Annotated in this window: 27 protein-coding genes and 1 tRNA gene; 21 read left to right on the top strand and 7 right to left on the bottom strand. The window is 62.8% G+C overall.

Features of this window, described 5'->3' with window-relative positions; translation table 11 throughout:
• The first annotated feature begins 247 nt into the window (after nt 1-247).
• Nucleotides 248-985, top strand: a complete 738-nt coding sequence (locus BSY16_RS16045; protein WP_069060591.1) for a calcium-binding protein — start codon at nt 248-250, stop codon at nt 983-985.
• 185 nt (nt 986-1,170) lie between these two features.
• Here the strand turns inward: BSY16_RS16045 and BSY16_RS16040 are convergent.
• A tRNA-Ser gene (locus BSY16_RS16040) sits at nt 1,171-1,260 on the bottom strand.
• 345 nt (nt 1,261-1,605) lie between these two features.
• On the opposite strand from BSY16_RS16040, the gene rplU reads away from it, so the two are divergent.
• The 4 genes from rplU to BSY16_RS16020 all read left to right on the top strand — a co-directional run bounded on the left by rplU (nt 1,606) and on the right by BSY16_RS16020 (nt 3,614).
• Nucleotides 1,606-1,974 carry a 50S ribosomal protein L21 gene (gene rplU, locus BSY16_RS16035; RefSeq protein WP_069060590.1) on the top strand — a complete coding sequence of 123 codons (369 nt, stop codon included), beginning with the start codon at nt 1,606-1,608 and terminating at the stop codon, nt 1,972-1,974.
• Nucleotides 1,975-1,999: 25 nt separating this feature from the next.
• A complete protein-coding gene (gene rpmA / locus BSY16_RS16030; protein ID WP_069060589.1) occupies nt 2,000-2,269 on the top strand; it encodes a 50S ribosomal protein L27 in 270 nt (89 codons plus the stop codon).
• A 125-nt stretch (nt 2,270-2,394) separates the two neighbouring features.
• Complete coding sequence (locus tag BSY16_RS16025; protein WP_069060588.1) at nt 2,395-3,027, top strand: GNAT family N-acetyltransferase; 633 nt, start codon at nt 2,395-2,397, stop codon at nt 3,025-3,027.
• On the top strand, nt 3,024-3,614 hold the full coding sequence (locus BSY16_RS16020) for a GNAT family N-acetyltransferase (RefSeq protein ID WP_069060587.1): 591 nt from the start codon (nt 3,024-3,026) through the stop codon (nt 3,612-3,614). The genes BSY16_RS16025 and BSY16_RS16020 overlap by 4 nt, the downstream gene beginning before the upstream one ends.
• Before the next feature lie 39 nt (nt 3,615-3,653).
• Here the strand turns inward: BSY16_RS16020 and BSY16_RS16015 are convergent, their stop codons facing one another.
• Nucleotides 3,654-4,514: an endonuclease/exonuclease/phosphatase family protein gene (locus BSY16_RS16015; RefSeq protein ID WP_069060586.1), complete on the bottom strand. Its 861-nt coding sequence runs from the start codon at nt 4,512-4,514 to the stop codon at nt 3,654-3,656.
• A gap of 85 nt (nt 4,515-4,599) precedes the next feature.
• Here BSY16_RS16015 and obgE point away from each other — a divergent pair, with 85 nt between their 5' ends.
• The 10 genes from obgE to BSY16_RS15965 all read left to right on the top strand — a co-directional run bounded on the left by obgE (nt 4,600) and on the right by BSY16_RS15965 (nt 14,589).
• Nucleotides 4,600-5,610: a GTPase ObgE gene (obgE, locus tag BSY16_RS16010; protein WP_069060585.1), complete on the top strand. Its 1,011-nt coding sequence runs from the start codon at nt 4,600-4,602 to the stop codon at nt 5,608-5,610.
• Nucleotide 5,611: 1 nt separating this feature from the next.
• Entirely contained in the window at nt 5,612-6,784 is a 1,173-nt protein-coding gene (gene proB / locus BSY16_RS16005; protein WP_069060584.1) for a glutamate 5-kinase, read from the top strand.
• Nucleotides 6,777-8,054, top strand: a complete 1,278-nt coding sequence (locus BSY16_RS16000; protein WP_069060583.1) for a glutamate-5-semialdehyde dehydrogenase — start codon at nt 6,777-6,779, stop codon at nt 8,052-8,054. The genes proB and BSY16_RS16000 overlap by 8 nt, the downstream gene beginning before the upstream one ends.
• A 37-nt stretch (nt 8,055-8,091) precedes the next feature.
• Complete coding sequence (locus BSY16_RS15995) at nt 8,092-8,676, top strand: nicotinate-nucleotide adenylyltransferase (protein WP_286157227.1); 585 nt, start codon at nt 8,092-8,094, stop codon at nt 8,674-8,676.
• 145 nt (nt 8,677-8,821) lie between these two features.
• Nucleotides 8,822-9,268, top strand: coding sequence for a ribosome silencing factor (gene rsfS, locus BSY16_RS15990; RefSeq protein WP_069060581.1), 447 nt, complete (start codon nt 8,822-8,824; stop codon nt 9,266-9,268).
• 129 nt (nt 9,269-9,397) lie between these two features.
• Nucleotides 9,398-9,880: a 23S rRNA (pseudouridine(1915)-N(3))-methyltransferase RlmH gene (gene rlmH, locus BSY16_RS15985; RefSeq protein WP_069060580.1), complete on the top strand. Its 483-nt coding sequence runs from the start codon at nt 9,398-9,400 to the stop codon at nt 9,878-9,880.
• 154 nt (nt 9,881-10,034) lie between these two features.
• The gene (locus tag BSY16_RS15980) at nt 10,035-11,465 is read left to right on the top strand and encodes a murein hydrolase activator EnvC family protein (protein WP_150129973.1); all 1,431 of its coding nucleotides are present in this window, start codon (nt 10,035-10,037) and stop codon (nt 11,463-11,465) included.
• Nucleotides 11,455-12,777, top strand: coding sequence for a S41 family peptidase (locus BSY16_RS15975; protein WP_069060579.1), 1,323 nt, complete (start codon nt 11,455-11,457; stop codon nt 12,775-12,777). The genes BSY16_RS15980 and BSY16_RS15975 overlap by 11 nt, the downstream gene beginning before the upstream one ends.
• A 72-nt stretch (nt 12,778-12,849) precedes the next feature.
• Nucleotides 12,850-14,052: a divergent polysaccharide deacetylase family protein gene (locus BSY16_RS15970; protein WP_069060578.1), complete on the top strand. Its 1,203-nt coding sequence runs from the start codon at nt 12,850-12,852 to the stop codon at nt 14,050-14,052.
• Between the two features lie 9 nt (nt 14,053-14,061).
• Nucleotides 14,062-14,589, top strand: coding sequence for an RNA pyrophosphohydrolase (locus BSY16_RS15965; RefSeq protein ID WP_069060577.1), 528 nt, complete (start codon nt 14,062-14,064; stop codon nt 14,587-14,589).
• Between the two features lie 51 nt (nt 14,590-14,640).
• On the opposite strand, the gene BSY16_RS15960 is transcribed toward BSY16_RS15965, so the two are convergent.
• The 3 genes from BSY16_RS15960 to BSY16_RS15950 all read right to left on the bottom strand — a co-directional run bounded on the left by BSY16_RS15960 (nt 14,641) and on the right by BSY16_RS15950 (nt 18,763).
• The gene (locus tag BSY16_RS15960; RefSeq protein ID WP_069060576.1) at nt 14,641-17,613 is read right to left on the bottom strand and encodes a calcium-binding protein; all 2,973 of its coding nucleotides are present in this window, start codon (nt 17,611-17,613) and stop codon (nt 14,641-14,643) included.
• A 345-nt stretch (nt 17,614-17,958) separates the two neighbouring features.
• Complete coding sequence (gene bfr, locus BSY16_RS15955; RefSeq protein ID WP_069060575.1) at nt 17,959-18,444, bottom strand: bacterioferritin; 486 nt, start codon at nt 18,442-18,444, stop codon at nt 17,959-17,961.
• The gene (locus tag BSY16_RS15950) at nt 18,410-18,763 is read right to left on the bottom strand and encodes a (2Fe-2S)-binding protein (protein WP_083242927.1); all 354 of its coding nucleotides are present in this window, start codon (nt 18,761-18,763) and stop codon (nt 18,410-18,412) included. Before BSY16_RS15950 ends, bfr begins: the two co-directional genes overlap by 35 nt.
• 349 nt (nt 18,764-19,112) lie before the next feature.
• Here BSY16_RS15950 and BSY16_RS15945 point away from each other — a divergent pair, with 349 nt between their 5' ends.
• Nucleotides 19,113-19,547 carry a metallopeptidase family protein gene (locus BSY16_RS15945; RefSeq protein ID WP_069061576.1) on the top strand — a complete coding sequence of 145 codons (435 nt, stop codon included), beginning with the start codon at nt 19,113-19,115 and terminating at the stop codon, nt 19,545-19,547.
• 22 nt (nt 19,548-19,569) lie between these two features.
• On the opposite strand, the gene BSY16_RS15940 is transcribed toward BSY16_RS15945, so the two are convergent.
• Entirely contained in the window at nt 19,570-19,776 is a 207-nt protein-coding gene (locus BSY16_RS15940; protein WP_069060574.1) for a DUF1737 domain-containing protein, read from the bottom strand.
• A complete protein-coding gene (locus BSY16_RS15935; protein ID WP_069060573.1) occupies nt 19,773-20,684 on the bottom strand; it encodes an HpcH/HpaI aldolase/citrate lyase family protein in 912 nt (303 codons plus the stop codon). Before BSY16_RS15935 ends, BSY16_RS15940 begins: the two co-directional genes overlap by 4 nt.
• A gap of 123 nt (nt 20,685-20,807) precedes the next feature.
• Between BSY16_RS15935 and BSY16_RS15930 the strand changes: the two genes are divergently transcribed.
• From BSY16_RS15930 to BSY16_RS15910, 5 genes are all read left to right on the top strand, one after another.
• Complete coding sequence (locus BSY16_RS15930) at nt 20,808-21,062, top strand: hypothetical protein (RefSeq protein WP_069060572.1); 255 nt, start codon at nt 20,808-20,810, stop codon at nt 21,060-21,062.
• Between the two features lie 154 nt (nt 21,063-21,216).
• On the top strand, nt 21,217-21,822 hold the full coding sequence (gene leuD / locus BSY16_RS15925) for a 3-isopropylmalate dehydratase small subunit (protein WP_069060571.1): 606 nt from the start codon (nt 21,217-21,219) through the stop codon (nt 21,820-21,822).
• Between the two features lie 4 nt (nt 21,823-21,826).
• Nucleotides 21,827-22,207, top strand: a complete 381-nt coding sequence (locus tag BSY16_RS15920; protein ID WP_069060570.1) for a RidA family protein — start codon at nt 21,827-21,829, stop codon at nt 22,205-22,207.
• Nucleotides 22,208-22,303: 96 nt separating this feature from the next.
• Nucleotides 22,304-23,413, top strand: a complete 1,110-nt coding sequence (gene leuB / locus BSY16_RS15915) for a 3-isopropylmalate dehydrogenase (RefSeq protein ID WP_069060569.1) — start codon at nt 22,304-22,306, stop codon at nt 23,411-23,413.
• 122 nt (nt 23,414-23,535) lie between these two features.
• Complete coding sequence (locus tag BSY16_RS15910; protein WP_069060568.1) at nt 23,536-24,234, top strand: phosphatase PAP2 family protein; 699 nt, start codon at nt 23,536-23,538, stop codon at nt 24,232-24,234.
• Nucleotides 24,235-24,286: the final 52 nt, after the last annotated feature.

Genomic DNA, 24,286 nt, shown 5'->3' with positions numbered 1-24,286 from the left:
CGTCGTGTTCCGCGCCCTATGCCATGCCGCAGTGCAGCGAGTCCATGCCGTAGACGCAGGAAAACCGGCAAATTCAGGCGACAATGCTGCTCTTCGCCTTCCGCCCCACGCAAGCGACCATTTCGGATCAAGGCGAGAGGCATGAGCCTCATCCAGCAAAAAATGCATTTCGATGGAATAAGCCGCTAGGCGCCCCGTTCTTCCCTCGCAACACGGCAATGGTGCCTGTGAACCGAGGAGCTTTCAAATGGTTACGAAACGCGGGAACGACGACGACAACCGGATCGTCGGGACGAACCAGCAGGATTATCTTTATGGCCGTTCGGGCGATGACCTGCTGTACGGCCATGGCGGCAACGATTTCCTCTATGGCGAGGAAGGCAATGACCGCATCGACGCCGGCAGCGGCCACAACCAGGTCTGGGGTGGTTCGGGCAACGACCGGATCGTCTCGGGCAGCGGCAACGACAAGCTGTGGGGCGGCGAGGGCGACGACGTGCTGCGCGCCGGCGACGGCAACAACCGGTTGATCCTCGACGAAGGCAACGACTACGCCGTCGCCGGCAAGGGCAGCGACTATATCAGCGGCGGCGAAGGCAATGACAGGATCTATGCGGGCGCCGGTAACGATACGCTTTCCGGCGGCGAGGGCGACGACACGATCTTCGGCCAATCCGGCAACGACCGCATCGTCGCGCATGAAGGCAACGACGTCCTGAACGGCGGCGCCGGCAACGACCGGATGACCGGCGGCGAAGGCGCCGACCTCTTCGTCTTCAACGGCGGTCGCGACACCGTCACCGACTTCGAGAACGGCGACGACCGCATCGACGTATCCCACTACAACCAGTTCGACAGCTATTCCGACATTCGCAACGCCGCCAAACAGTCGGGCACCGACGTCATCCTCCGCGCCGGCAGCGACTATCTGGTGATCGAGGACACACGCCTCAGCGAACTCAGCCACGACGACTTCAGCTGGTAAACCCTCGATCGAGGGTGACCAAGTGCAAACCCCAGCCACAACCAAGGCGCCGCCGATCGATCGGCGGCGTTCGTTTATCGAGGTACTGTCCCGCGAACATTAGCAAGGTGGGTTCTAGCCGAGCGTTTAGCGGCCCGGAAGCGGACTCAACGCGCCGGCTTAGTCAGCTGAAAATCAAAAGTTTATGGCGGAGAGGGTGGGATTCGAACCCACGATACGGTTGCCCGTATGCCGCATTTCGAGTGCGGTGCTTTCGACCACTCAGCCACCTCTCCGCTTTGCTGGTCGGCGCTTGGTCAGCGCGGGGCGGTACATAGCGGGTGTCGGACGGGCTTGCAAGGGGGCGCGGGCCCTGAATGTTCATCTATTTGTCACGGTGACGGAAATCTCCTTGACAGTTTTCATCGCCTCACCTATTGCGCAAGGTGCAGTGGTATAGGTTTAACCCGTGCCGCAACGCTGGTTCTTTGTGCCGCACATCCTTGATGTTTCTCAAGCGTGGCATGTTGCAGGGAACCATTTGGGCCGGCGATGCGCCAATGCATCGCTATTCACGACTGACAAAAAGACGGCCGTGCCTTTCGGGGCAAAGAGCCGGCACGAACATGAAAGGATATAAAATGTTCGCAGTCATCAAGACCGGCGGTAAGCAGTACCGCGTGGCCGCCAACGACGTTCTGACAATCGAAAAGCTGTCGGGCGACGCTGGTGCGAAGATCGAATTCACCGAAGTGCTGATGGTTGGCGTCGGTGCCGATGCGACGATTGGTGCACCCTTCGTCGAAGGCGCCATCGTCACCGCCGAAGTCGTCGAGCATGGCCGCGCCAAGAAGGTTATCGCCTTCAAGAAGCGTCGTCGCCAGAACTCGAAGCGTACGCGCGGTCATCGTCAGCACAACACGACTGTCCGCATTCTCGACATCGCTGGCGCCGGCAAGGCAAAGAAGGCTTCCAAGAAGTCTGAAGCCGCCGAAGCAGCAGCCGAATAATCCGGGCAGGTAAAGGAGAACTCCCATGGCACACAAAAAAGCTGGCGGCTCCTCGCGCAACGGTCGCGATTCCGAGTCCAAGCGCCTTGGCGTGAAGAAGTTTGGCGGCGAAGCCGTCATCGCAGGCAACATTATCCTCCGCCAGCGCGGCACGCAGTGGCATCCCGGTGCCAATGTTGGTCTCGGCAAAGATCACACGATCTTCGCTCTTACGGCTGGCAATGTGAATTTCCGTACGAAGGCCAACGGTCGCGTTTACGTGTCTGTCGCCCCGAAAGCGGAAGCAGCGGAATAAGCCGGTAGCGCTCTAAAACAGCCGGCGTCTCATTGACCCGGCTGGCGCGACAGGTTCAGACCTGACGAAAAAAGGGGAGATGGGGCAAGACCCATCTCCCCTTTCTCGTTCCGGAGGACTGAACCATGCAAACCGACTTGTTGAGAGGAGACCAATCACGGTCTCCCAAGGAAAGGCTGAGGCCTGAACGGCCAAGGACCGATTGCCCGATCTTACTGTCGCAGAGGCTCGTCATGAGAGCTCCGCACGAAGACGACATCGACGCCCTTGCCCATCTCGCCAACAACGCCAACATCGCCAACATGGTCGCCCGCATGCCCCACCCCTATACGGTGGCGGATGCCGCCGATTTCGTGCGACGCACACGCGCCGGCGCGATTGGCAAGTGCGTCTATGCCATTACCAAAGCCGACAACGGCGCCTTCCTCGGTTGCTGCGGCATCGAGCCGCACGAGGATGGGCGAACGGTCGAGCTTGGTTATTGGCTGGGCGAGCCCTACTGGAACCAGGGTTATGTCACCGAAGCGGCCCATGCACTGATCGACATGGTCTTCCGCACCCGCGACGTCGAGCAGATCGATGCGCGCTGCCGGGTCATGAACATCCCGTCCCGGCGGGTCATCCAGAAGTGCGGCTTCCAGTTCCAGGCGACCGGCATGGTGCAGAGCCTTTCGGTCGGCGGTATGGTTCCCGTCGAATGGTACAGGCTCGACCGCAAGACCTGGGTCTCGTTGAAGAGCTGGGGAGGCATGCGATGAATGCCATGCAGACCCCGATGGAGCACGAGCGCGTTACCGGTCCCGGGCCCTGCCCGGTCATCACGACGGCGCGTCTCGTGCTGCGTCCGCACCGCATGTCCGATGCGGACGCGATCGCCCAGTCGCTCAACGACTTCCAGGTCTCGCGCATGCTGGCGCGGGTGCCCGCCCCCTATGACCGGCAGGATGCGACCGAATGGCTGTCGGTGGCGACCACCGATCTCCAGGAGGGCTGGGCCTTTGCCATCACCGCCGGCGACGACGTCCATATCGGCTGCGTCTCCTTCGAGCAGCGTGGCAGCGAATGGGAACTCGGCTATTGGCTGAACCGCTTCTACTGGCGGCGCGGCTATATGAGCGAGGCGGTGCATGCGGCAACGACACGTTTCCTCATGCGCATGCCGGGCACGGTGATCCATTCCGGCATCTTCGCCGACAACCTCGCCTCGCTGAAGGTGCAGGAAAAGGCGGGGTTTCGCGTGACCGGGTGCAGCGACGTGTTCAGCCTGGCGCGTGGCACGATGGTCGCCCATATCGAAACGCGCCTGGAGCCGGGTGATTTCCGTCCGGCAGCGCCAAGGCACTAACATGAACCGGGGCGGAAAAACCGCCCCGGTTCTCCTGCATCAGGAAAGTTCGAACCAGACCGGCATGTGGTCGGAACCGAAGGCGGTTTCGTCGACCCAGGCATCCGTCAGCCGTTCGACGAGGCCATGACTGAGGAAACAGTAGTCGAGGAACATGCGATCGGCATGATCCTTGGGATTGATCCAGCTGAAACTTGCGGCATGGCGTTTGCCGAGACCGGCCACCGCGTCGACCGGATGGGTAGCGCGGATCTGCCGGCCGTAGAGCGCGTCCACGCCGCCGACCATTTCGCAATATTCCGGCGATTCCGGCACCATGTTGAAATCGCCCATCAGCACGTAATCCTCAGGCACCGGCGGCTCGGCCACGCCGAATTCATGCGCACCGGAAATCGCACCGCCCTCGACGCCGTAAAGCTGGGCGCGATCCTTGAGGTAGCGGATCTGCGCGATGCGCTCGTCGCGGTGGACATGGTCGAGGTGCACGGAATAGACGCGGATCGGCCCCTTCGGCGTAGCGATCACCGCTTCGGTGGCGCCGCGCTGGAGGTTGAGCTTGTCGAGCGTACGTGTGCGCGGCAGCGAGATGAGCCGGGTCGACAGGATCGGCCAGCGCGAAAAGACCATGTTGCCGAACTGGAAGCGACGGTTGACCACCCGGCCCTTCTCGATCGCCGAGCCGGCATCGAGATCGCAGGCCGGCCAAAAGACGGAATAATGATTGGCAAGCAGGGTCTGCAACTCTGCGACCATGTCGATATTGCCATTGCGGTGGAAGTTGCGGGTCACCTCCTGCAGCGCGATGATGTCGGCGCCATGGATGCTGGAGACGATGCGCGGCAGGTCGAATCGGTCATCGAGACCGATCCCGTACTGGACGTTGTAGCTGACGAATTTCACGATAGTCTTTGACCTCTGCGGGAAGCGGCTATATCGAAGACGGCAAAATGACCACGACCATACAAATAAAGCGAACGGCGAGCCTATGAAGTTCCTGGACGAAGCAAAAGTCTATATCCGTTCCGGTGACGGCGGGGCAGGGGCTGTCTCGTTCCGCCGTGAAAAATTCGTCGAATTCGGCGGACCGGACGGCGGTGACGGCGGACGCGGCGGCGACGTGTGGGTGGAGGCCGTCAACGGTCTCAACACGCTGATCGATTTCCGCTTCCAGCAGCACTTCAAGGCCGCGACCGGCACGCACGGCATGGGCCGCAACCGCACCGGCGCAAACGGCGCCAGCGTCACCTTGAAAGTGCCGGTCGGCACCCAGATATTCGAGGAAGACAACGAGACGCTGATCGTCGACATGGTGACGGAAGGTCAGCGCTTCAAACTGGCCGCCGGCGGCAATGGCGGTTTCGGCAACACCCATTTCAAGTCTGCCACCAACCAGGCGCCGAACTGGGCCAATCCGGGCCTGGGGGGCGACGAAAAGACCATCTGGCTGCGGCTGAAGCTGATTGCCGATGCCGGTCTCGTCGGCCTACCAAATGCCGGCAAGTCGACCTTCCTCGCCACTTGCACCCGCGCCCGGCCGAAAATCGCCAACTACCCGTTCACGACGCTGCACCCGAATCTCGGCGTCGCGACGATCGACGGCGCCGAATTCATCCTTGCCGACATTCCGGGCCTCATCGAAGGCGCCCATGACGGCATCGGGCTCGGCGATCGCTTCCTCGGCCATGTGGAGCGCACACGCGTGCTGCTGCACCTCGTCTCCGCACAGGAAGAGGATGTCGCCAAGGCCTACAAGACGGTGAAGTACGAGCTGGAAGCCTATGGCGGCGGCCTTACCGACAAGCCGGAAATCGTCGCGCTCTCGCAGATCGACCTGCTGGACGAGGACGAACTGAAGGAGAAGACCAAGGCGCTCAAAAAAGCCTGCGGTCAGACGCCGCTGCAGCTGTCCGCCGTCGCCAATGTCGGCATGATCGCGACGCTTCGGGCGCTGCGCGACATCATCGTTGAAGCGAAGAATTCCGGATCCGACGACTGAGATGACGAAAAGCCGCAAACCGCTCGGAAAATACCGCCGGATTGTGATCAAGATCGGCTCCGCCCTGCTCGTCGACCGGGGCACCGGCCTGAAAAAGGCATGGCTCGATAACCTGTGCGCCGATATCGCGGCGCTCAGGGCTGGCGGCACCGAAGTGCTCGTCGTCTCCTCCGGCGCCATCGCGCTCGGCCGCTCCGTGCTGAAGGTGCCCTCGGGCGTGCTGAAGCTGGAAGAAAGCCAGGCCGCCGCCGCCGTCGGCCAGATCGCGCTCGCCCGCGCCTGGTCGGAAAGCCTGTCCACCGATGGCATCGTCGCGGGCCAGATTCTCCTGACGCTCGGCGACACGGAAGAACGCCGGCGCTATCTCAACGCACGCGCGACCATCAACCAATTGCTGAAACTCGGCGCCGTGCCGATCATCAACGAGAACGACACGGTCGCGACCACGGAAATCCGTTACGGCGACAACGACCGGCTTGCCGCGCGCGTCGCCACCATGACCGGCGCTGACCTGCTGGTTCTGCTCTCCGATATCGATGGCCTCTATACGGCCCCGCCGCATCTCGATCCCGACGCCCGCTTCCTCGAGACGATCGACGCGATCACGCCGGAAATCGAGGCGATGGCTGGCGGCGCGGCCTCTGAACTGTCGCGCGGCGGCATGCGCACCAAGATCGATGCCGGCAAGATCGCGACGGGTGCGGGCTGCGCCATGATCATCGCCTCGGGCAAGGTCGACCATCCGCTACGCGCCGTGGAAGAGGGCGCCCGCTCCTCCTGGTTTGCGCCCTCCGGTTCGCCGGTAACGGCACGGAAAACGTGGATCGCCGGGCAGTTGCAGCCAGCCGGGCGTCTCGAAATCGATGCGGGCGCAGAAACGGCGCTCACCTCGGGTAAAAGCCTGCTGCCTGCCGGCGTGCGGGGCGTCTGGGGCTCGTTTTCCCGCGGCGATACCGTATCGATCTACGGCACCAACGGGCGCGAGATCGCCCGTGGGCTTGCCGGTTACGACGCCGACGAAGCGCGGCTGATCGTCGGCAAGAAATCGGCGGAGATCGCGCCCATTCTTGGTTATGCCGGCCGCGCTGCCATGGTGCACAGAGACGATCTGGTGGTGACCGGCTTTTTCGCGCCGGCCGCTGCCGAGGCGGGAAAGGATTTGAGCCATGCTTGATCAGATCAGGACCGATATCGACAGCCTGATGGCCGATATCGGCCGCAACGCCCGCGCGGCCGCCCGCCCGCTCGCCATCGCGAGCGCCGAGCAGAAGAACCGCGCACTCGAAGCCATGGCCGCGGAGATCTTTGCGGGTCGCGAGACCATTCTCGCGGCAAATACCATCGATCTTGCCAATGCCAAAGAAAGCGGCGTCGCCACCTCCTTCATCGATCGGCTGACCCTGACGCCGGAGCGCATCGAGGGCATCGCCGCGGCGATCCGCGACATCGCGGGTCTGAAGGACCCGGTCGGCGACATCATTGCCGAATGGGACCGCCCGAACGGTCTGCATATCGAGCGCGTGCGCACGCCGCTCGGCGTGATCGGCGTGATCTATGAGAGTCGGCCGAACGTGACGGCGGATGCCGGCGCGCTCTGCCTGAAGGCCGGCAATGCCGTGATCCTACGTGGCGGCTCCGACAGCGTAAATTCATCGCAGGCTATCCATTCCTGCCTCGTCGCCGGCCTGAAGAGCGCCGGCCTGCCGGAACATGCGATCCAGTATGTGCCGGTGACGGATCGTGCTGCCGTCGGCGCCATGCTGTCCGGTCTCAACGGCTCGATCGACGTCATTGTGCCGCGTGGCGGCAAGAGCCTCGTCGCCCGCGTGCAGAGCGAGGCACGCGTGCCGGTCTTCGCCCATCTCGAAGGCCTGTGCCATATCTACGTGGACAAGTCGGCGGACCTCGGCATGGCCCAACAGATTGTCGTCAATGCCAAGATGCGCCGCACCGGCATCTGCGGCGCGGCGGAAACGCTGCTGATCGACCGCGCTGTCGCCGATACGCATCTGGCGCCGCTCATGGAGGGCTTGCGCGCCGCCGGCTGCGAAGTTCGTGCGACGGACGAGATCCGCGCCCGTATTCCAGATCTCGTTGCCGCGACGGAGGCGGACTGGTCGACGGAATATCTCGACGCCATCATCTCCGTCTCGCTCGTTGACGGCATTTCCGGCGCGATCGAGCACATCAATCGCTGGTCTTCCGCCCATACGGAAGCCGTCATCGCCGAGGATCCGGCGGTGGTCGAACGCTTCTTCACCGAGATCGATTCGGCGATCCTGCTGCACAACGCCTCCACGCAGTTTGCCGACGGCGGTGAGTTCGGCATGGGCGGCGAGATTGGCATCGCCACGGGAAAGATGCATGCGCGCGGCCCCGTTGGCGTCGAGCAGCTCACCTCGTTCAAATACCGGGTGCGCGGCACCGGACAGGTGCGGCCCTGAAGTGACGTCGGACGCGGTTGCAGACCACTATCTGAAAATGCCGCATGTTGAAAAAGGCATGGCCGTCGGCCTGTTCGGCGGCTCCTTCAACCCGCCGCACCAAGGCCACGCACTGGTTGCCGAAACCGCGCTCCGCCGGCTCGGCCTCGACCAGCTCTGGTGGATGGTCACACCCGGCAACCCCCTGAAGGATCACCGCGAACTGGCGCCACTTGCCGAGCGCCTTCGCCTGAGCGAGGCCATGGCGCCCGGCCCGCGCATCAAGGTGACCGCCTTCGAAAAGCGGCTCGGCCAGAGCTATACGGCCAAGACGCTGGAGCGCGTGCAGGCGCTGAACCGCGGTGTCAACTTCGTCTGGATCATGGGTGCCGACAACCTCAAGAATTTCCACAAGTGGCAGAACTGGCAGAAGATCGCCTGCACCTTCCCGATCGCCGTCATCGACCGGCCGGGCTCGACGCTCTCCTACCTCTCCTCGCGCATGGCAAAAACCTTCGATTATGCCCGCGTTGACGAGGAAGACGCCATGTCGCTGCCGGGCCGCCGGGCGCCCGCCTGGACCTTCATTCACGGGCCGCGTTCGGGACTGAGTTCCACGGCGTTGCGCACTGCACAGAGCTAGAGTTTGTCAGGGAAAAGTCGAACCCGGTTTTCCCGAAAAGACAAACGCAGACTCTAGAGAAAACCATCCATCAGAAGTACGTCTTGAAACTGGCACCCATTGATGCCTACATTTAGTATGTACCGGTCCGGTATGCCGGTACGAGATGTGCTGTCCTGGTACCCAGAAAGGAACGAACCTGACAACAGTGCACGCAAAGGGAAGCGCCAAAAGCGTTTTCTCGAAAAGCCCGGGACGTGGCGACGATGCCGCCGACCGTGCGCTTCAACTGGTCCTCGCAAGCCTCGAGGACTCGAAGGCAGAAGATATCGTCTCAATCAACATTGCCGGTAAATCGGCGCTGGGCGACTACATGGTGGTCGTGTCCGGACGCTCGAACCGTCATGTCATGGCGATTGCCGATCACCTCATTTCCGATCTCAAGGACGAAGGCCTGGGCAATGCCCGCGTCGAAGGCCTCGAGGCGGGCGACTGGGTACTGATCGACGCGGGCGATATCATCGTTCACGTGTTCCGGCCGGAAATCCGGGAGTTCTACAACATCGAACGGATGTGGGCAGCTCCCGAGATCGAGGACGGCACCGTACACTGAGCAATTCGAGCGAAAGCACGACACGCTTTTGCGTCCGGAATTGCGCACGACGATAGTGCCGGACACCTGTCCGGTGAGGAAAAGAGGTGACGCGATTTCGCGCCACCATGAACGGACAGGACGAGGGCAATGCGGGTTGGACTTTTTTCGGTGGGACGGCTGAAGGCCGGCCCGGAGAAGGATCTTGCGGCCCGCTACATAGACCGTTTCGCGAAGGCCGGTCCCGCCATCGGCCTCGAACTCGGCAAGCTTGCCGAAGTCGGCGAAAGCCGTGCCGGCAACCCCGAGACACGCAAGCGCGAGGAAGCGGCGATGCTGGAAAAGGCGCTGCCTGACGGCGCTGTGCTGATCCTGCTCGACGAGCGCGGCAAATCGCTCGATTCTCCAGCCTTTGCCGACCTCCTTGCCGGTTTTCGCGACGGCGGCAAACGCGACCTGATGATCGCAATCGGCGGCGCCGACGGGCTCGACCCCGCCCTCTATACCCGTGCCGACGCCACGCTCTGCCTCGGCAAGTTGACCTGGCCGCACCAGCTTGTGCGCATCCTACTCGCCGAGCAGCTTTATCGCGCCGTCACTATTCTTTCCGGCCACCCATACCATCGCAGCTGACGAAAGCGTCATCGCCACGCAAGCCCCAGAGTTCAGGATGGCAGAGGCCGTATTTTTGGCGCTGTTTGTTGCCCAATTGATTTCGTGATCGCGGGATTTCTTGGCGAAAGCGCCAAATCAGCATAGAGCGGTGAGAACGGACGTTCGGGAGACGATGAGGAAAACCGGCACAATCAACCGGGGTGAAGGGTTTGGCCGCCTGCTGCGGCCGGCTTTGCTCTCGGCTGCCGTGATCCTGGCCGTGGCACCCTATCCGATTGCCGCCGAGCCGAACGAGGCCGAGGTCACGCTCGAAAAGACCGGCTCGCTGCCCAAGGCGGAGCCGGATCCGGCCGCAGCCCTGGCACTTCGCCGCGACAGCACGCGCCGGGAGCTGGAAACGCTCTCGCAATCGATCACCGTCTCCTCGGAGAAGACGAAAGAGCTGGAAGCGGAAATCGCCACGCTCGAAAAATCGCGGCAAAGCCTGCGCGAGGCGATCGTCAAGTCGGCCGCAACGCGCAAGGATATGGAAGAGAAGATACTCGCCGGCGAAAAGCGGCTCGAAGGCATGCGCGAGCGCGAGGCCGGCGTGCGCGCCTCGCTGCATGATCGCCGCGGCCTTTTGGCGGAGGTTCTGGCTGCCCTCCAGCGCATGGGCCGCAATCCGCCGCCCGCCTTGCTGGTGACGCCGGAAGATGCGCTGTCATCCGTGCGCAGTGCCATCCTGCTTGGCGCCGTCGTGCCGGGCATCCGCAAGGAAACCAATGCGCTTGTCGACGACCTCGCCTCCTTGATGGACATCAAGAGCGATATCGACCAGGAAAAGACCGAGCTGACCGACGCGATGCAACTGCGCATCGAGGAAGAAAAGCGCTCGGAACTGCTGGTGGCCCAGAACGAGGCCCTGGCAGAGACCAACAACCGCACGCTCGCCGCCGAACGTCGGCGCGCCGGAGAGCTCGCAGCCCGCGCGACCAGCCTCGAAGGCCTGATCGGCAGCCTGGAGCGCGATATCGGCTCTGTGCGTGATGCGGCAGCCCTTGCGCGCTCCAAGGAAGAGGAACTGCGCAACCTGAGCGCGGCCGAGCGGGAGAAGGCGAGGGCGATCGCGCGCGACGCGGTGCCCGACAAAAACCGCATTGCTCCGGCATACGAATTCTCCGAACTGCAGGCAAAACTCGATTATCCCGTGGCGGGCGACGTTCTGCGCCGATTCGGCGAAGCGGACGGCACCGGCCATGATTCGCAGGGGCTGACGCTGGCTGCCAATCCGGGCGCGCTGGTCACGGCACCCTCGGATGGCTGGATCGTCTTTGCCGGCACGTTCCGCAGTTACGGGCGCATGATCATCCTGAATGCGGGGGCGGGCTACCATCTCGTCCTCTCCGGCATGGACCGGGTGAACGTGCGAGAGGGTCAATTCGTCGTGGCGGGAGAACCGCTCGCCGTGATGGGTGAAAAAAGGGTCGCGAGTGTCAACGCTTTGACGCTGGAAACAGACAAGCCGACACTTTACATTGAATTCCGAAAGAACGGAAAACCGGTTGATTCCCGGCCATGGTGGTCCGCCAAATATGCTGGAAAGGCACGCAATGATACGTAGGGCTTCTCTTGTTCTCGTCGGTGCACTCATGGGTGCGACGGCCATGAGCGTCATCAACACGGCAACATTGCCCGCCGAAGCTGCCGGCTCGTCGACCTATCGCGAGCTTTCCATCTTCGGTGATGTCTTCGAGCGTGTGCGCGCCCAGTACGTGACGCCGCCGAAGGAAGACCAGCTGATCGAGAATGCCATCAACGGCATGCTCACCTCGCTCGACCCGCATTCCTCCTACATGAATGCCAAGGACGCCGAGGACATGCGCACGCAGACGCGCGGTGAATTCGGCGGTCTCGGCATCGAAGTCACGATGGAAGACGAACTCGTCAAGGTCATCACGCCGATCGACGACACGCCGGCATCCCGCGCGGGTGTTCTCGCGGGCGACTTCATTGCGAAGATCGACGGCGCGGAAGTGCGCGGCCTGAAGCTGGAAGAAGCCGTCGAGAAGATGCGCGGCGCCGTCAACACGCCGATCAAGCTGACGCTGATCCGCAAGGGCGCCGACAAGCCGATCGAACTGACGATCATGCGCGACATCATCGCCGTGCGGGCCGTAAAATCCCGCGTCGAGGGCGATGTCGGTTACCTCCGCGTCATCTCGTTCACGGAAAAGACCTATGACGACCTGGAAGCCGCGATCGAAAAGATCAAGGAAGAGGTTCCGGCCGACAAGCTGAAGGGCTACGTGCTCGACCTGCGCCTCAACCCGGGTGGTCTGCTCGACCAAGCAATCAACGTTTCCGACGCCTTCCTGGAACGCGGCGAGGTCGTCTCGACCCGCGGCCGCAACGAGGACGAAACCCGCCGCTTCAACGCGACGCCGGGCGACATCACCGACGGCAAGCCGGTCATCGTCATGGTCAATGGCGGTTCGGCATCGGCGTCTGAAATCGTCGCTGGCGCTCTGCAGGATCTGCGCCGTGCCACCGTGCTCGGCACGCGGTCCTTCGGCAAGGGTTCGGTCCAGACCATCATCCCGATGGGTGACGCCGGTGCGCTGCGCCTGACGACGGCGCTCTACTACACGCCATCCGGCAAATCGATCCAGGGCACCGGTATTACGCCGGACGTCACGGTCGAACAGCCGCTGCCGCCGGAATTGCAGGGCAAGCTGGAATCCGCCGGCGAATCGAACCTGCGCGGCCATATCCAGGGCCAGAGCGAGACGGAATCCGGTTCGGGTTCGTCCGCCTACGTGCCGCCGGAAGCCAAGGACGACCTGCAGCTGCAGTACGCGCTGGAACTGCTGCGCGGCCAGAAGACCGACCCGTCCTTCCCAGCCAATCCGGAAAAGGCCGAGCTGAAGAAGTAAGATGCATTCGCAGGGCCCGCCGCAGCGCGGGCCCTGTTTTCCTCCGCACCTTCCGGCCAGCGCGGACTGACCTTGGGCACAGACATTCACGCACCTCTCGGCCAGGACCGCAAGGCAAGGCCAGGAACGGCAGGACCCTCGCGGTTCTCCGCCGGCAATTTCGTGTTTGCCGTCGCCATCGTGGGTCTCCTCGGCTTTTCCGGCTGGACATCGCTGGCGCCGAGCGGGCTGCGCACCGCGCCCCTCACGGCTCCCGTTGAAGAAGCCGCATCCCAAACGCCGACCGACACCAATGCCGACCAGAAGACGGCCGACGCCAAGGACGGCGTGCGCAGGGCGAATGGGCTTTCCGGCGCGCAGGTCGAGGAAACGTTGACCGACGACGGCAATATCGTGCGCAAGTACTCGCCGGGTACACGCGACGGCGATGGCCCGCTCATCATCGAAGCCAACCGCATCGGCCAGGACGCGCGCACGGCCGCGTTCCCGAACGACGACCTGCTCGAAGACACGTCCGACGGCAAGATCCCGATCATCGGTCCCGACGGCACCCGGCCGATGGACCAATACGCCCGGCCCTGGTCCGGCGCGCGCGGTACGCGCATCGCCATCGTCGTCGGCGGCCTCGGCCTCAGCCAGACGGGTACGCAACGCGCCATCCGCCAGCTACCGGGCGAGGTAACCCTCGCCTTTGCGGCCAGCGGCAACAGCCTGTCGCGCTGGATGCAGGAGGCGCGCCGCAAGGGTCACGAAATCCTGCTGCAAGTGCCGCTGGAGCCCTTCGACTATCCGCAGAACGATCCGGGCCTCTACACGCTGCGCACCGATCTCAGCGAGACCAAGAACCTCGCGGAACTGCACCGCGCCATGGCCCAGGTCACCAATTATACCGGCATCGTGAACTTCATGGGCGGCCGCTTCCTGTCGGATGCGGATGCGCTGGAACCGATCGTCCGCGACGTCTCCAACCGCGGCCTCGTCTTCCTCGACGACGGTAGTTCGGCGCAGTCGCTTTCGGGTACGATCGCCGGCGCGGTCGAGGCACCCCATGCCTTTGCCGACCTCCAACTCGACGCCGATCTTTCACGCGACGCGGTGCTGAAGAAGCTCGACGAACTGGAACGCATCGCCCGCCGCAACGGCACGGCGATCGGCATCGCGTCAGCCTTCGACGAAAGTGTGGACGCCATTCGCGAATGGTGCGAGGAAGCTGGCGGTCGCGGCGTCGAGATCGTCGGTGTCGCGTCGCTCGCAGCCGTTCCCGCCAAACGATAGGAATTTTCGATGGGCAAGGACAAACACAAGGTGGTTCGGGCCGAGGACCTGCCTTACCGCCCCTGTGTCGGCATCATGGTGCTGAATGCGGACAACAAGGTCTGGGCAGGCCGGCGGATTCCCGTCGGCAATTCCGAATATGACGGCTCGCCGCAGCTCTGGCAAATGCCGCAGGGCGGCATCGACGAGGATGAGGATCCGCTGGCGGCGGCCTACCGCGAACTCTACGAAGAAACCGGCATGAAGAGCGTCTCGCTCCTCGCCGACGCGGGCCGCTGGATCAACTACGACCTGCCGGCCCAGCTGATCGGCATCGGCCTCAAGGGCAAGTTCCGTGGCCAGACCCAGCGCTGGTATGCCTTCCGTTTCGAGGGCGAGGAAAGCGAAATCGCCATCAACCCGCCGCCCGGTGGCCATGAGGCGGAATTCGACGCCTGGGACTGGAAGCCGATGCGCGACCTGCCGGAGCTGATCGTACCCTTCAAGCGCCAGGTCTACGAGGAAGTCGTCGCGGCCTTCGCGCATCTCGCACCCTGACAACAAATCCTCCCCGGCAAGCCGGGGAGGGGTCTTTCTTTGCGGGAAGGCTCAGAGGAACCCGAAGTCGCTGGTCGTCAGCGTCTTGACGCCCTGCAGCGTCGCGACGAGTTCCAGATCGGCCTCGGTGCCCTTGCCGTCGGCATCGAACCAGAGGCGACCGTTGTCGCTTTCGAACAGGAAGGTGCCCTTCGTGCTCGTGGCAACCGGATCGGCGCCGACCACCAGCGTCACGACCGCGTCACCGGCCGCCACACCGTAATCGCTGCGGTCGATCATCAGCTTGTCCTGGCCACGGGTGAAATCGGTGATGACGTCGCCCTCGCCATCCCGGCCCGCAAGGTTGAAGACGAACTGGTCGTTGCCGGTTCCGCCGGTCAGCCAGTCGTCACCCGCCCCGCCGACGAGAACGTCATTGCCGGCACGCCCCTGCAACACGTCGTCGGCATCGTTGCCATAGAGCGTGTTGTTGCTGGCATCGCCCCGGATGTCATCGTCGGCGCTGCTGCCGTGGATGATCTCGAAGCCCTTGACGGTCAGACCAAGCGCAAGACCCTTGTTCTTTGCCTGGGTTTCGAGGTCGAGGACCACCGAAGTCGGGCCGTCGTCGAACATCAGCGTATCGATGCCCGAACCGCCATCGAAGACGTCCTTGCCGGTGAACGCTGTGCGCACCAGCACATCGTTGCCGGCATCGCCGAACAGCTGGTCGTTGCCCGCACCGTCTTCCAGGGTGTCGTTACCGCTTGCACCGCGCAGGATGTCGTTGCCGGCATTGCCCTCAAGCCGGTCGGCAAGCACGCCGCCGGTCACCGTGTCCTTGCCCTTGCTGCCATCGTAGTTCAGCGCCTCGAAGGCGTTGAAGCTGGTCGTGCTGTCGACCGTCACCTTGCCCGTCGAGAAGGTAAAGGTGATGTCCTTCGACTGCTCCGCGACGTCCAGATTGAGGGTGTCGGTGCCCGCACCGCCATCCGCAAGATCACCGATGCCGGCGCCGACCGTGTCATTGCCATTCTCGCCGTAGAGTTTGTCGCGGCCACCGGTCTTGTTGAGACCGTCGCCATAAAGCACGTCGTTGCCATCGCCGCCGCGCAGCGTGTCGGCACCCGCATCGCCGGAGAGGTAGTCGTTGCCTGCGCCGCCGGTGAGCGTGTCGGTGCCCGCACCGCCGCGCAGATCATCGCTCAGCGCACCGCCGGTAAAGGTGTCGTTGCCGGTACCGCCGATGAGTGCGACCCGCTCGACATTCTTGACAGTGACCGGCGCCCCGGTGACCGTGACATTCGGCGACAGGTTGAAGACGATCCCCGTGGAGTACTTGCTGAAGTCGATGGACGCGGAGTCCGTGCCCGTGCCGCCATCGAGCGTCAACTTGCCGGTCGATGCCGTGCGGAAGAAACTGTCATCGCCCGTACCGAGGTTCACCGTGTTGTGGCCGACGGATTTTGCACTGTCGCCGACGCGTACGACGTCATTGCCGTCGCCGGCACTGATCGAGTTGGTGCCGCCCTGGTCGTGCAGCGTATCGTTGCCGGCACCGGAGGTCAGCTTGTCATTGCCTTCACCGCCGTCGAGCGTATCGGCACCGGCCGTGCCGATCAGCGTGTCGTTGCCGGCAAAACCGAGGAAGTGCACGGCCGACGCCGAGCCTACGGACTTCACGACGTCATTGCCCGACCCGAAGGCCACTTCGATAACCTCGAAGTTGTTGAGCGCCGTGCCCTCACTGATCTTCGCGGCGGCACCCGTCGCCTCGAAGGTCAGGCTGGTCGTGGTCGACCGGCGATCGACCGAAACATAGTCGAAATCGGCGCCGCCATCCGCCTTGTCCGCACCGCCTTCGCCCAGTTCCACCATGTCGTTGCCGGCACCGGCATTGACGGTGTCCTTTCCGGCAGCCGTGTCGATGACGTCGTTGCCGGCACCCGTGGTGATCACGTTGGCACCCGACCCAGTGGCCGTGATCGTGTAATGCTCGAAGCCCTTGATGGTCGTGCCGCCGGCAAGGGTGTTGACAACGGTCGCCGCCTTGGCCGTGAAGTTGCCGGTGAACGCGTCGATCTCCAGGCGGTCGCTGCCGCTGGCGTCAGTGATCGTGTCCTTGCCCTCGCCATAGGCGTAGGTGATCGTGTCGTTGCCGCTGCCGCCTTCGATGATGTCATTGCCATCACCGCCGTCGAGGGCGTCATCGCCCGTGCCGCCATTCACCGTGTCGTTGCCTTCGCCGCCATCGATGATGTCGTTGCCGGCATCGCCATAAAGCGTGTCATTGCCGGCATCGCCATTGATGAAGTCGAAGTCGGCACCGCCATAGGCAATATCGTTGCCCGCACCGCCGTTGATCAGGTCCACGCCCTGTTCGCCATAGAGCTTGTCGTCACCGGCACCGCCATCGACGTAATCGGTGCCGTATCCGCCCCGGATCGTGTCGTTGCCGTCCTCGCCAAACAGCATGTCCACCAGGCCGCGGCCGCCGGACAGGGTGTCATCACCACGACCGCCCCTCAGCGTGTCGGAGTAATTTCCGCCCGTGACGCGGTCGTTGAGATTGGTGCCGGTGATGTCGAAGCTTTCGACATTCAGCGCACTGACATTGCCGGTCAGCGTTTGCGGTGAAATCCAGTCTTTGATGGTGATGTTGAGGGCCGTCGCCTGATCGGAATAGTCGATGATCATCCGGTCGGTACCCGAGCCGCCGTCGAGCACGTCGCCGGATGCGGTAGCGAGCTTGCCGACTATCAGCGTGTCACGCCCCGAGCCGCCATAGTACTTGTCCGCTCCGGCACCACCCTCGATCATGTCGCTGCCGCTGTCGCCGTAGAGCGTATCCTTGCCCCCGTCGCCCGTGATCATGTCGTCCTGGAACGAGCCGTTGACCGTATCGTCCCCTTCGCCGGCCATGATTGAGTCGCGGCCCATGCCACCATTGACCTTGTCGGCACCGCCGAGCGCCATGATGAAATCATCCTCGAGATCGCTGCCGAGCAAAGTGTCGACGCCATCCGTACCCATTATTGTACCCATTCGGGTCTCCTCATCGTGCGTTCTGGACATGCGCCGGCCGCCCGCGGCCCCGCTGGGAGACCACGATGGAAAGTGCGAAGGTCCTGGAAGGAAGTGCTTCAAGCCGGGACCGGCTTCGTCCGTTCAATCGAACGCCGCGGGCTGCGTGCGTTCTGCCGCTATATTCGGCAAAAAAAGACGGGTCCCTGTTTCCGCGGGAACTGACAGCGGTGGATCGCCCGCGCGCGCAAGTCTGCCTGTTACCGAGGTTACAGGGGTTGGACGGGCGGGCCGGAAACGAAAAATCCCCGGGCAAGCCGGGGATTTCGGGATGATGTGAACGGGTCGCTCCGAAGAGGCCCTCTGTTACTCGGCTTCGTTGGCCGGTGCGGCGTTGAGCTGGCCGTACTTTTCCGCGCCGAGCTTGCCGAGAAGCTCAAGCTGGGTCTCGAGGAAGTCGATATGGCCTTCCTCGTCGATCAAAAGCTCTTCGAAGAGCTTCATGGTGACGTAGTCACCGGCATCATGACAGATGTCGCGCGACTTCTTGTAGGCCTTGCGGGCATCGTATTCGCCGGCGAGGTCGGCTTCCAGCACTTCCTTGACGTTCTGGCCGATGCGAAGCGGCGCGACGGTCTGGAGGTTCGGGTGGCCTTCGAGGAAGATGATGCGCGCGACGAGCTTGTCGGCGTGCTGCATCTCTTCGATGGACTCGGCACGCTCCTTCTTGGCGAGAAGCGTGTAACCCCAGTCCTCGAGAAGGCGGTAGTGGAGCCAGTACTGGTTGACAGCACCCAGCTCAAGATGGAGCGCTTCGTTAAGCTGCTCGATGACTTTTTTGTCGCCTTTCAAGATCCGCTCTCCTGTTTTCTTCATGGAATTGTTTGAGGCGGGTCATGAAATCAAATATCTCGTCGTCCGTCGAGTGGCGGCCGGCGTGGTACTGCTCGGTTGTGCGGACGATGATGTCCACCACGTTGGGAAAACAGCCGCAGCAACGGCCGCGCTTCTGCATTGCGTGGTAGACTTTTGCAGGCACGATGAGCTGCCAACAGTCCTCGTCGAGGAGGCTGTTGATCACGTCAACAATGTCCTTATCGGTGATGAAGTTGCAGCTGCAAACCAGCATTTCGTCCTGCCTGCCATACGCAAAGTACTGAGTTTCCGGCATTAAGCAAAAGAGGACACTGGCTGTCAAGAATGAACAGGTCAGCCTTGTTGACTCATTAATTTAGAGTCGTTCTAATCTTGACTAGAAATATCGCCTTTTCAGAGGGTTACGCTTTTGTGACATGGTGAAAACTTTGAGCCAGGTGCGACAAGCTGACCGATCACGATTTGTTGCAAAAGTGCCTTTTGGCGGCGCCCTTTCGAAAAGTCGCTCTTTTGGCACCCGTCGGCGTAAAAGTCGGCTCGCCACGCAAAACGTGCCATTGACGCGACGGAATGCGGGCAGGGCATGCAAATTCTACCCTCGAAAAGCGCTGGAAATCGTCTATATGACGGTCAAAGGAGTGCCCATGGCCCGCATTGACCAGACCGATGATTGGCGGACGCGCCATGCCCCGACGATCAGCGCGTTCGAATCGCTGGCGCTGGAGGCTTATGGCCATCTGCCGGAAGAATTCCGCGCGCTCACCGGCAACCTCATCATCGAGATCGCCGAGTTCCCGAGCGACGACGTCTTTGAAGACATGGCGCTGGAAACGCCGTTCGACCTGCTCGGCCTGTTCGAGGGCCGCGGCATCAGCGAGCGCTTCACCGTCGAGACCGGCGAAATGCCGAACCGCATCACCCTCTACCGCCGCCCGATCCTCGATTACTGGGCGGAGAACGAGGAGACGCTGGGCGACATCATCACCCATGTGCTCATCCACGAGATCGGCCACCATTTCGGCCTGTCCGACGACGACATGGAGCGCATCGAGGCGAGCGCCGAGATCGCGGCGGGCTGAACCGCCGCGATTTGCTTTGAGCTTACTGCTCGGACAGCTTGATGTCCGGTGTGTAGTCCTTGCCCCGAACGTCCTTCACCACCGCCTGGCCGCATTGCATGATCTTGGCGTCAGCATTGTAGGCGTAGGTCGGCGAGCCATGCAGCTCCCAGCCCTTGTTCAGCGCCAGCGTCACCTTGTGGCAGAACGAGGCATCGTCGGGAGCGGTCAGGAGTCGGTAGACTTTCATACGTTTCTCTTTCTCTCGTTGATCAGGTCGACCTTGGCGAGCAGACGCCCGGCCTGGTCGGCGTGGAGCTTTTCGACCATGCGGCCGCGCAGATCAATGACGGCCTTGCCGGCATTTTCAGGTGCCGCGAAGGCGGCGACGATGGCGAGTGCTTCCGCGGCATCGCCCTCGGCAACGCCGAAGGCCTCGTTGGCGATGGCAATCTGGGCGGGATGGATCAGCATCTTGCCGTCGAAACCCATCTGCCTTCCCTGCACGCATTCCGCTTGAAGACCGTCCGTATCCGAAAAATCGTTGAACACCGCGTCGACGATATCGAGCCCCGAGGCGCGCGCCGCCACGACGACCTGAACCAACAGGGGAACGAGGTAGGGGCGGCCCGGAATATCGGCAATGCCGGTTTCCTTGCGCAGGTCGTTGAGACCGACGACGAAACAATCGAGCCGGCCGCCCTGGGTGCGGCCCGTCTCGGCAATGGCCGCGAGATTGAGCAGACCGGCAGCCGTCTCGATCATCGCCCAGAGCCGTGGACCGTCATCTGCCCCCGCCTCAGAAAGCCAGTCAGCAACGGTGAGGATGTCCTGCGGCTCCGACACTTTCGGCAGCAGCACGGCATCCGGCATGCAGTCCAGCACCGCTTCGAGGTCCAGCGCGCCGTCCGCCCCGTCGAGCGAATTGATCCGGATGACATGTTCGCAACCGGAGGCCCGGCCGAGCCCCTTGAAATGCTCGACGAGGGCAGTGCGGGCCTCCGCCTTCTTCTCCGGCAGGACCGAATCCTCCAGGTCGAAGATGATCGCATCGCAATCCAGCGAGGCGGATTTGGCAAGCGCCCTGGCATTTGCTGCGGGAACGCTCAGCACCGAACGGCGCAGGCGAAGCGGATGGTGGTGCGGGGTTCTGTTCATCCGTCCTTTTTGCCGCGCTTTGTCGCAGCCGGCAAGCACTGCAGCGCCACGAATCCGGCAAGTTCGGCCTTGCAATGAACAAAATCGCCCCCCACATTACAATCTAGAGAAAGGGCAAAATCCATGCAGCGCATACGCTCCATCGTCTTCACAGTCCTCGCCACGCTCATCGCAGGCGCGACCTTCCTGTTCGCCGCCTCTGTCGGCCTTGCCATCGCCGGCATCGTCGCCGTGCTGATGCTGGGCTCGATGCTCGCCGGCAAGCTCCAGCCTGCCCCGGTTCGGGCAAAGGCCCGCGCGCGCAACAATCGTACGGCTTCCGGCCAGCGCGAACCGCGCATCTGGAACGACGGTCGCGGCACGATCATCGATCTTTAACAGCATCCCTCTTCTCGAAGGGGACACCGGGCGCAGACCGCGCCCGGCTTTTGCGTCTGCTCGACCCGGTTTTCCGAAGATTCTCCTTCAAATTCCGGGAAAACTGATCTAAACGCTGGACCGAACCGACATCACCGACTTTCGAGGTATCCGCATGGAAAAGTTCGTCAAGCTGACCGGCGTCGCCGCGCCGCTTCCCGTCGTCAACATCGACACGGACATGATCATTCCGAAGGACTACCTGAAGACCATCAAGCGCACCGGTCTCGGCGCAGGCCTCTTTGCCGAAGCGCGCTTTCATGAAGACGGCAGCGTCAACGAAGACTTCGTGCTGAACAAGCCCGCCTACCAGAACGCCACGATCCTGGTTGCCGGCGACAATTTCGGCTGCGGCTCCTCTCGCGAACACGCGCCGTGGGCGCTGCTCGACTTCGGCATCCGCTGCGTCATCTCCACCAGCTTCGCCGACATCTTCTACAACAACTGTTTCAAGAACGGCATCCTGCCGATCGTCGTCAGCCAGGACGACCTCGACAAGCTGATGGACGATGCCAGCCGCGGCTCCAACGCCATCCTGACCGTCGACCTGGAAACCCAGGAAATCACCGGTCCCGACGGCGGCCGCATCACCTTCGACATCGACGCCTTCCGTCGCCACTGCCTGCTGAACGGCCTCGACGACATCGGCCTGACGCTGGAGAAGGCGACCGCCATCGACAGCTTCGAGAAGCAGAACGCCTCCTCGCGCCCCTGGGCCTGAGACGATGCGCCGGCTGATCTCGTCCGGTTCTCCCTTCGAACTGAAGGCGGGCTATTCGCGCGCCGTCGTTCAGGGTGACTGGTGTTTCGTTTCCGGCACGACCGGTTACGACTACGCGACGATGACCATGCCGGAAAGCGTCGAAGAGCAGACGCGCCGCTGCCTCGTCACTATCGGCGAAGTTCTGGATGAAGCCGGCTTCTCCTTTGCCGACGTCGTGCGCTGCCATTACTACGTCACCGAAGCCGCCTTCGCCGACCGCGTCTTTCCGATCCTCGGCGAGACATTCGCTAAGATCCGCCCCGCCGCCACCATGGTCGTCTGCGACCTCATCCGGCCGGAAATGCTGATCGAGATCGAAGTGACGGCTCTTCGACAGAGCTGAATCACTCGCGCAAAAATCTTTCGTCCCGGCGATTTTCCTTGAACGGAAGTTGCGCTAAGAAGCGCGCGACCAATCCGTGACATCAAGGAAATTGCCATGACAGCGCGTACCCTCCTCCTTCTGCCCGGCGACGGCATCGGCCCGGAAGCCATGGCGGAAGTCCGCAAGATCATCGCCTATATGAACGCCGAACTCGGCGCCGGCTTTGAGACCGACGAAGGCCTCGTCGGCGGCTCGGCCTATGACGCCCATGGCGCGGCGATCTCGGAAGGCGACATGGAGAAGGCGCTTGCGGCGGATGCCGTACTGTTCGGCGCCGTCGGCGGCCCGAAATGGGATACCGTTCCCTACGAGGTCCGCCCGGAAGCCGGCCTGCTGCGCCTGCGCAAGGACCTGAAACTGTTTGCGAACCTGCGCCCGGCGATCTGCTATCCGGCACTCGCCAACGCCTCCTCGCTGAAGCCCGAGCTGGTCGAGGGCCTCGACATCCTCATCGTGCGCGAACTGACCGGCGGCGTCTATTTCGGCGAGCCGAAGGAGATCATCGATCTCGGCAACGGCCAGAAGCGCGGGATCGACACGCAGGTCTACGACACCTACGAGATCGAGCGCATTGCTGGCGTCGCCTTCGAACTGGCCCGCACGCGCGGCAACCGCGTCTGCTCGATGGAAAAGCGCAACGTCATGAAGTCCGGCGTTCTGTGGAACCAGGTCGTGACGGAAACGCACAAGCGCGCGTATTCCGACGTGCAGCTCGAGCACATGCTGGCGGATGCCGGCGGCATGCAACTGGTTCGTGCGCCAAAACAGTTCGACGTCATCGTCACCGACAACCTGTTCGGCGACATGCTCTCCGACGTCGCCGCCATGCTGACCGGCTCGCTCGGCATGCTGCCGTCCGCCTCGCTCGGCGCACCGGACGCCAAGGGCCAGCGCAAGGCGCTCTACGAGCCCGTGCACGGCTCGGCACCGGACATTGCCGGCAAGGGTATCGCCAACCCGATCGCCATGATCGCCTCCTTCGCCATGTGCCTGCGCTACTCGTTCAACATGGTCGCGGAAGCCGACAACCTCGAGAAGGCGATCGCAGACGTGCTCGACAGCGGTGTGCGCACCGGCGACATCATGTCCGAAGGCAGCCGCCAGGTCGGCACGACGGAAATGGGCGACGCGATCCTCGCAGCCTTCAAGACGCTCTCGGCCTGAGACAAACCATCCGACTGAAAAGGCTCCCGGCGCATCGCTCCGGGAGCCTTTTTCATGTCCGCTCTCTTGAAATGGCAGCACTCGCCAACACATGGGACACACGCCATGTCCGAAGGATGCCCATGAACCGCCCGCTCGCCACCTCCACGCTCTGGATTCTCGCCGCCACCGTCGTGCTCGTCCTGGCCCTCATCCCCTTCGATCCGGCTCTGTCGCAACGCGCCCAGGGCCTGCCTGGCGCCATCGTCACCTTCAACCAGCGCATCACGGATTTCGGCACCTTCAGCTGGATGATCTACGGCTCCGCCGTTATCATCATCGTCGCCTACATCATCCACCGGGTCAGCCGGAACGAGACCTTAGCGGGCCGGGCAAGAACCGCGCGACGACTGTCGCTCTACTTCTTCCTGACGATCGGCGCGACAAGCGCACTGGTGCATCTCTTCAAACTGATTGTCGGGCGGGCACGGCCGGAACTCTTTGCCGACCACGGCGCCTACAGCCTGACGCCCTTTGCCTATGATGACCTCTATTCCAGCTTTCCATCCGGTCATTCGGCGGCCGTCAGCGCCTTCTTCGGCGCCTTTTCCATGCTCGCGCCGCGGCTGCGGCCGCTCTTCCTGATCGGCGCGCTGATGATCGGCGTCTCGCGCGTCATCGTCGGCGCGCATTATCCGAGCGATGTGGCCGCTGGCCTGTTGCTCGGCCTCTGGACCGCCGTTGCCACAGCCTTTTTCTTCGCCCGCAAGGAATGGCTTTTCCGTTTCAACGAGAAGGGCTGGCCGCTGCCGAAGGCGCTTCTTCCCCCACCAGCGCAATAAAAAACCCGGCCCGTGTTGCCACGAGCCGGGTTGCCATGAACTCATCGGAAGG

Source organism: Sinorhizobium sp. RAC02 (assembly GCF_001713395.1).
Taxonomy (GTDB): domain Bacteria; phylum Pseudomonadota; class Alphaproteobacteria; order Rhizobiales; family Rhizobiaceae; genus Shinella.
The sequence above is the reverse complement of the archived record's forward strand: the minus strand, read 5'-3'. Positions and strand labels throughout refer to the sequence as shown.

Coding starts and splice junctions, on each gene's coding strand:
- BSY16_RS16045 (WP_069060591.1), top strand. CDS start 248: ATGGTTACGAAACGCGGGAACGACGACGACAACCGGATCGTCGGGACG.
- rplU (WP_069060590.1), top strand. CDS start 1,606: ATGTTCGCAGTCATCAAGACCGGCGGTAAGCAGTACCGCGTGGCCGCC.
- rpmA (WP_069060589.1), top strand. CDS start 2,000: ATGGCACACAAAAAAGCTGGCGGCTCCTCGCGCAACGGTCGCGATTCC.
- BSY16_RS16025 (WP_069060588.1), top strand. CDS start 2,395: ATGCAAACCGACTTGTTGAGAGGAGACCAATCACGGTCTCCCAAGGAA.
- BSY16_RS16020 (WP_069060587.1), top strand. CDS start 3,024: ATGAATGCCATGCAGACCCCGATGGAGCACGAGCGCGTTACCGGTCCC.
- obgE (WP_069060585.1), top strand. CDS start 4,600: ATGAAGTTCCTGGACGAAGCAAAAGTCTATATCCGTTCCGGTGACGGC.
- proB (WP_069060584.1), top strand. CDS start 5,612: ATGACGAAAAGCCGCAAACCGCTCGGAAAATACCGCCGGATTGTGATC.
- BSY16_RS16000 (WP_069060583.1), top strand. CDS start 6,777: ATGCTTGATCAGATCAGGACCGATATCGACAGCCTGATGGCCGATATC.
- BSY16_RS15995 (WP_286157227.1), top strand. CDS start 8,092: ATGCCGCATGTTGAAAAAGGCATGGCCGTCGGCCTGTTCGGCGGCTCC.
- rsfS (WP_069060581.1), top strand. CDS start 8,822: ATGTGCTGTCCTGGTACCCAGAAAGGAACGAACCTGACAACAGTGCAC.
- rlmH (WP_069060580.1), top strand. CDS start 9,398: ATGCGGGTTGGACTTTTTTCGGTGGGACGGCTGAAGGCCGGCCCGGAG.
- BSY16_RS15980 (WP_150129973.1), top strand. CDS start 10,035: ATGAGGAAAACCGGCACAATCAACCGGGGTGAAGGGTTTGGCCGCCTG.
- BSY16_RS15975 (WP_069060579.1), top strand. CDS start 11,455: ATGATACGTAGGGCTTCTCTTGTTCTCGTCGGTGCACTCATGGGTGCG.
- BSY16_RS15965 (WP_069060577.1), top strand. CDS start 14,062: ATGGGCAAGGACAAACACAAGGTGGTTCGGGCCGAGGACCTGCCTTAC.
- BSY16_RS15960 (WP_069060576.1), bottom strand. CDS start 17,613: ATGGGTACAATAATGGGTACGGATGGCGTCGACACTTTGCTCGGCAGC.
- BSY16_RS15950 (WP_083242927.1), bottom strand. CDS start 18,763: ATGCCGGAAACTCAGTACTTTGCGTATGGCAGGCAGGACGAAATGCTG.
- BSY16_RS15945 (WP_069061576.1), top strand. CDS start 19,113: ATGGCCCGCATTGACCAGACCGATGATTGGCGGACGCGCCATGCCCCG.
- BSY16_RS15940 (WP_069060574.1), bottom strand. CDS start 19,776: ATGAAAGTCTACCGACTCCTGACCGCTCCCGACGATGCCTCGTTCTGC.
- BSY16_RS15935 (WP_069060573.1), bottom strand. CDS start 20,684: ATGAACAGAACCCCGCACCACCATCCGCTTCGCCTGCGCCGTTCGGTG.
- BSY16_RS15930 (WP_069060572.1), top strand. CDS start 20,808: ATGCAGCGCATACGCTCCATCGTCTTCACAGTCCTCGCCACGCTCATC.
- leuD (WP_069060571.1), top strand. CDS start 21,217: ATGGAAAAGTTCGTCAAGCTGACCGGCGTCGCCGCGCCGCTTCCCGTC.
- BSY16_RS15920 (WP_069060570.1), top strand. CDS start 21,827: ATGCGCCGGCTGATCTCGTCCGGTTCTCCCTTCGAACTGAAGGCGGGC.
- leuB (WP_069060569.1), top strand. CDS start 22,304: ATGACAGCGCGTACCCTCCTCCTTCTGCCCGGCGACGGCATCGGCCCG.
- BSY16_RS15910 (WP_069060568.1), top strand. CDS start 23,536: ATGAACCGCCCGCTCGCCACCTCCACGCTCTGGATTCTCGCCGCCACC.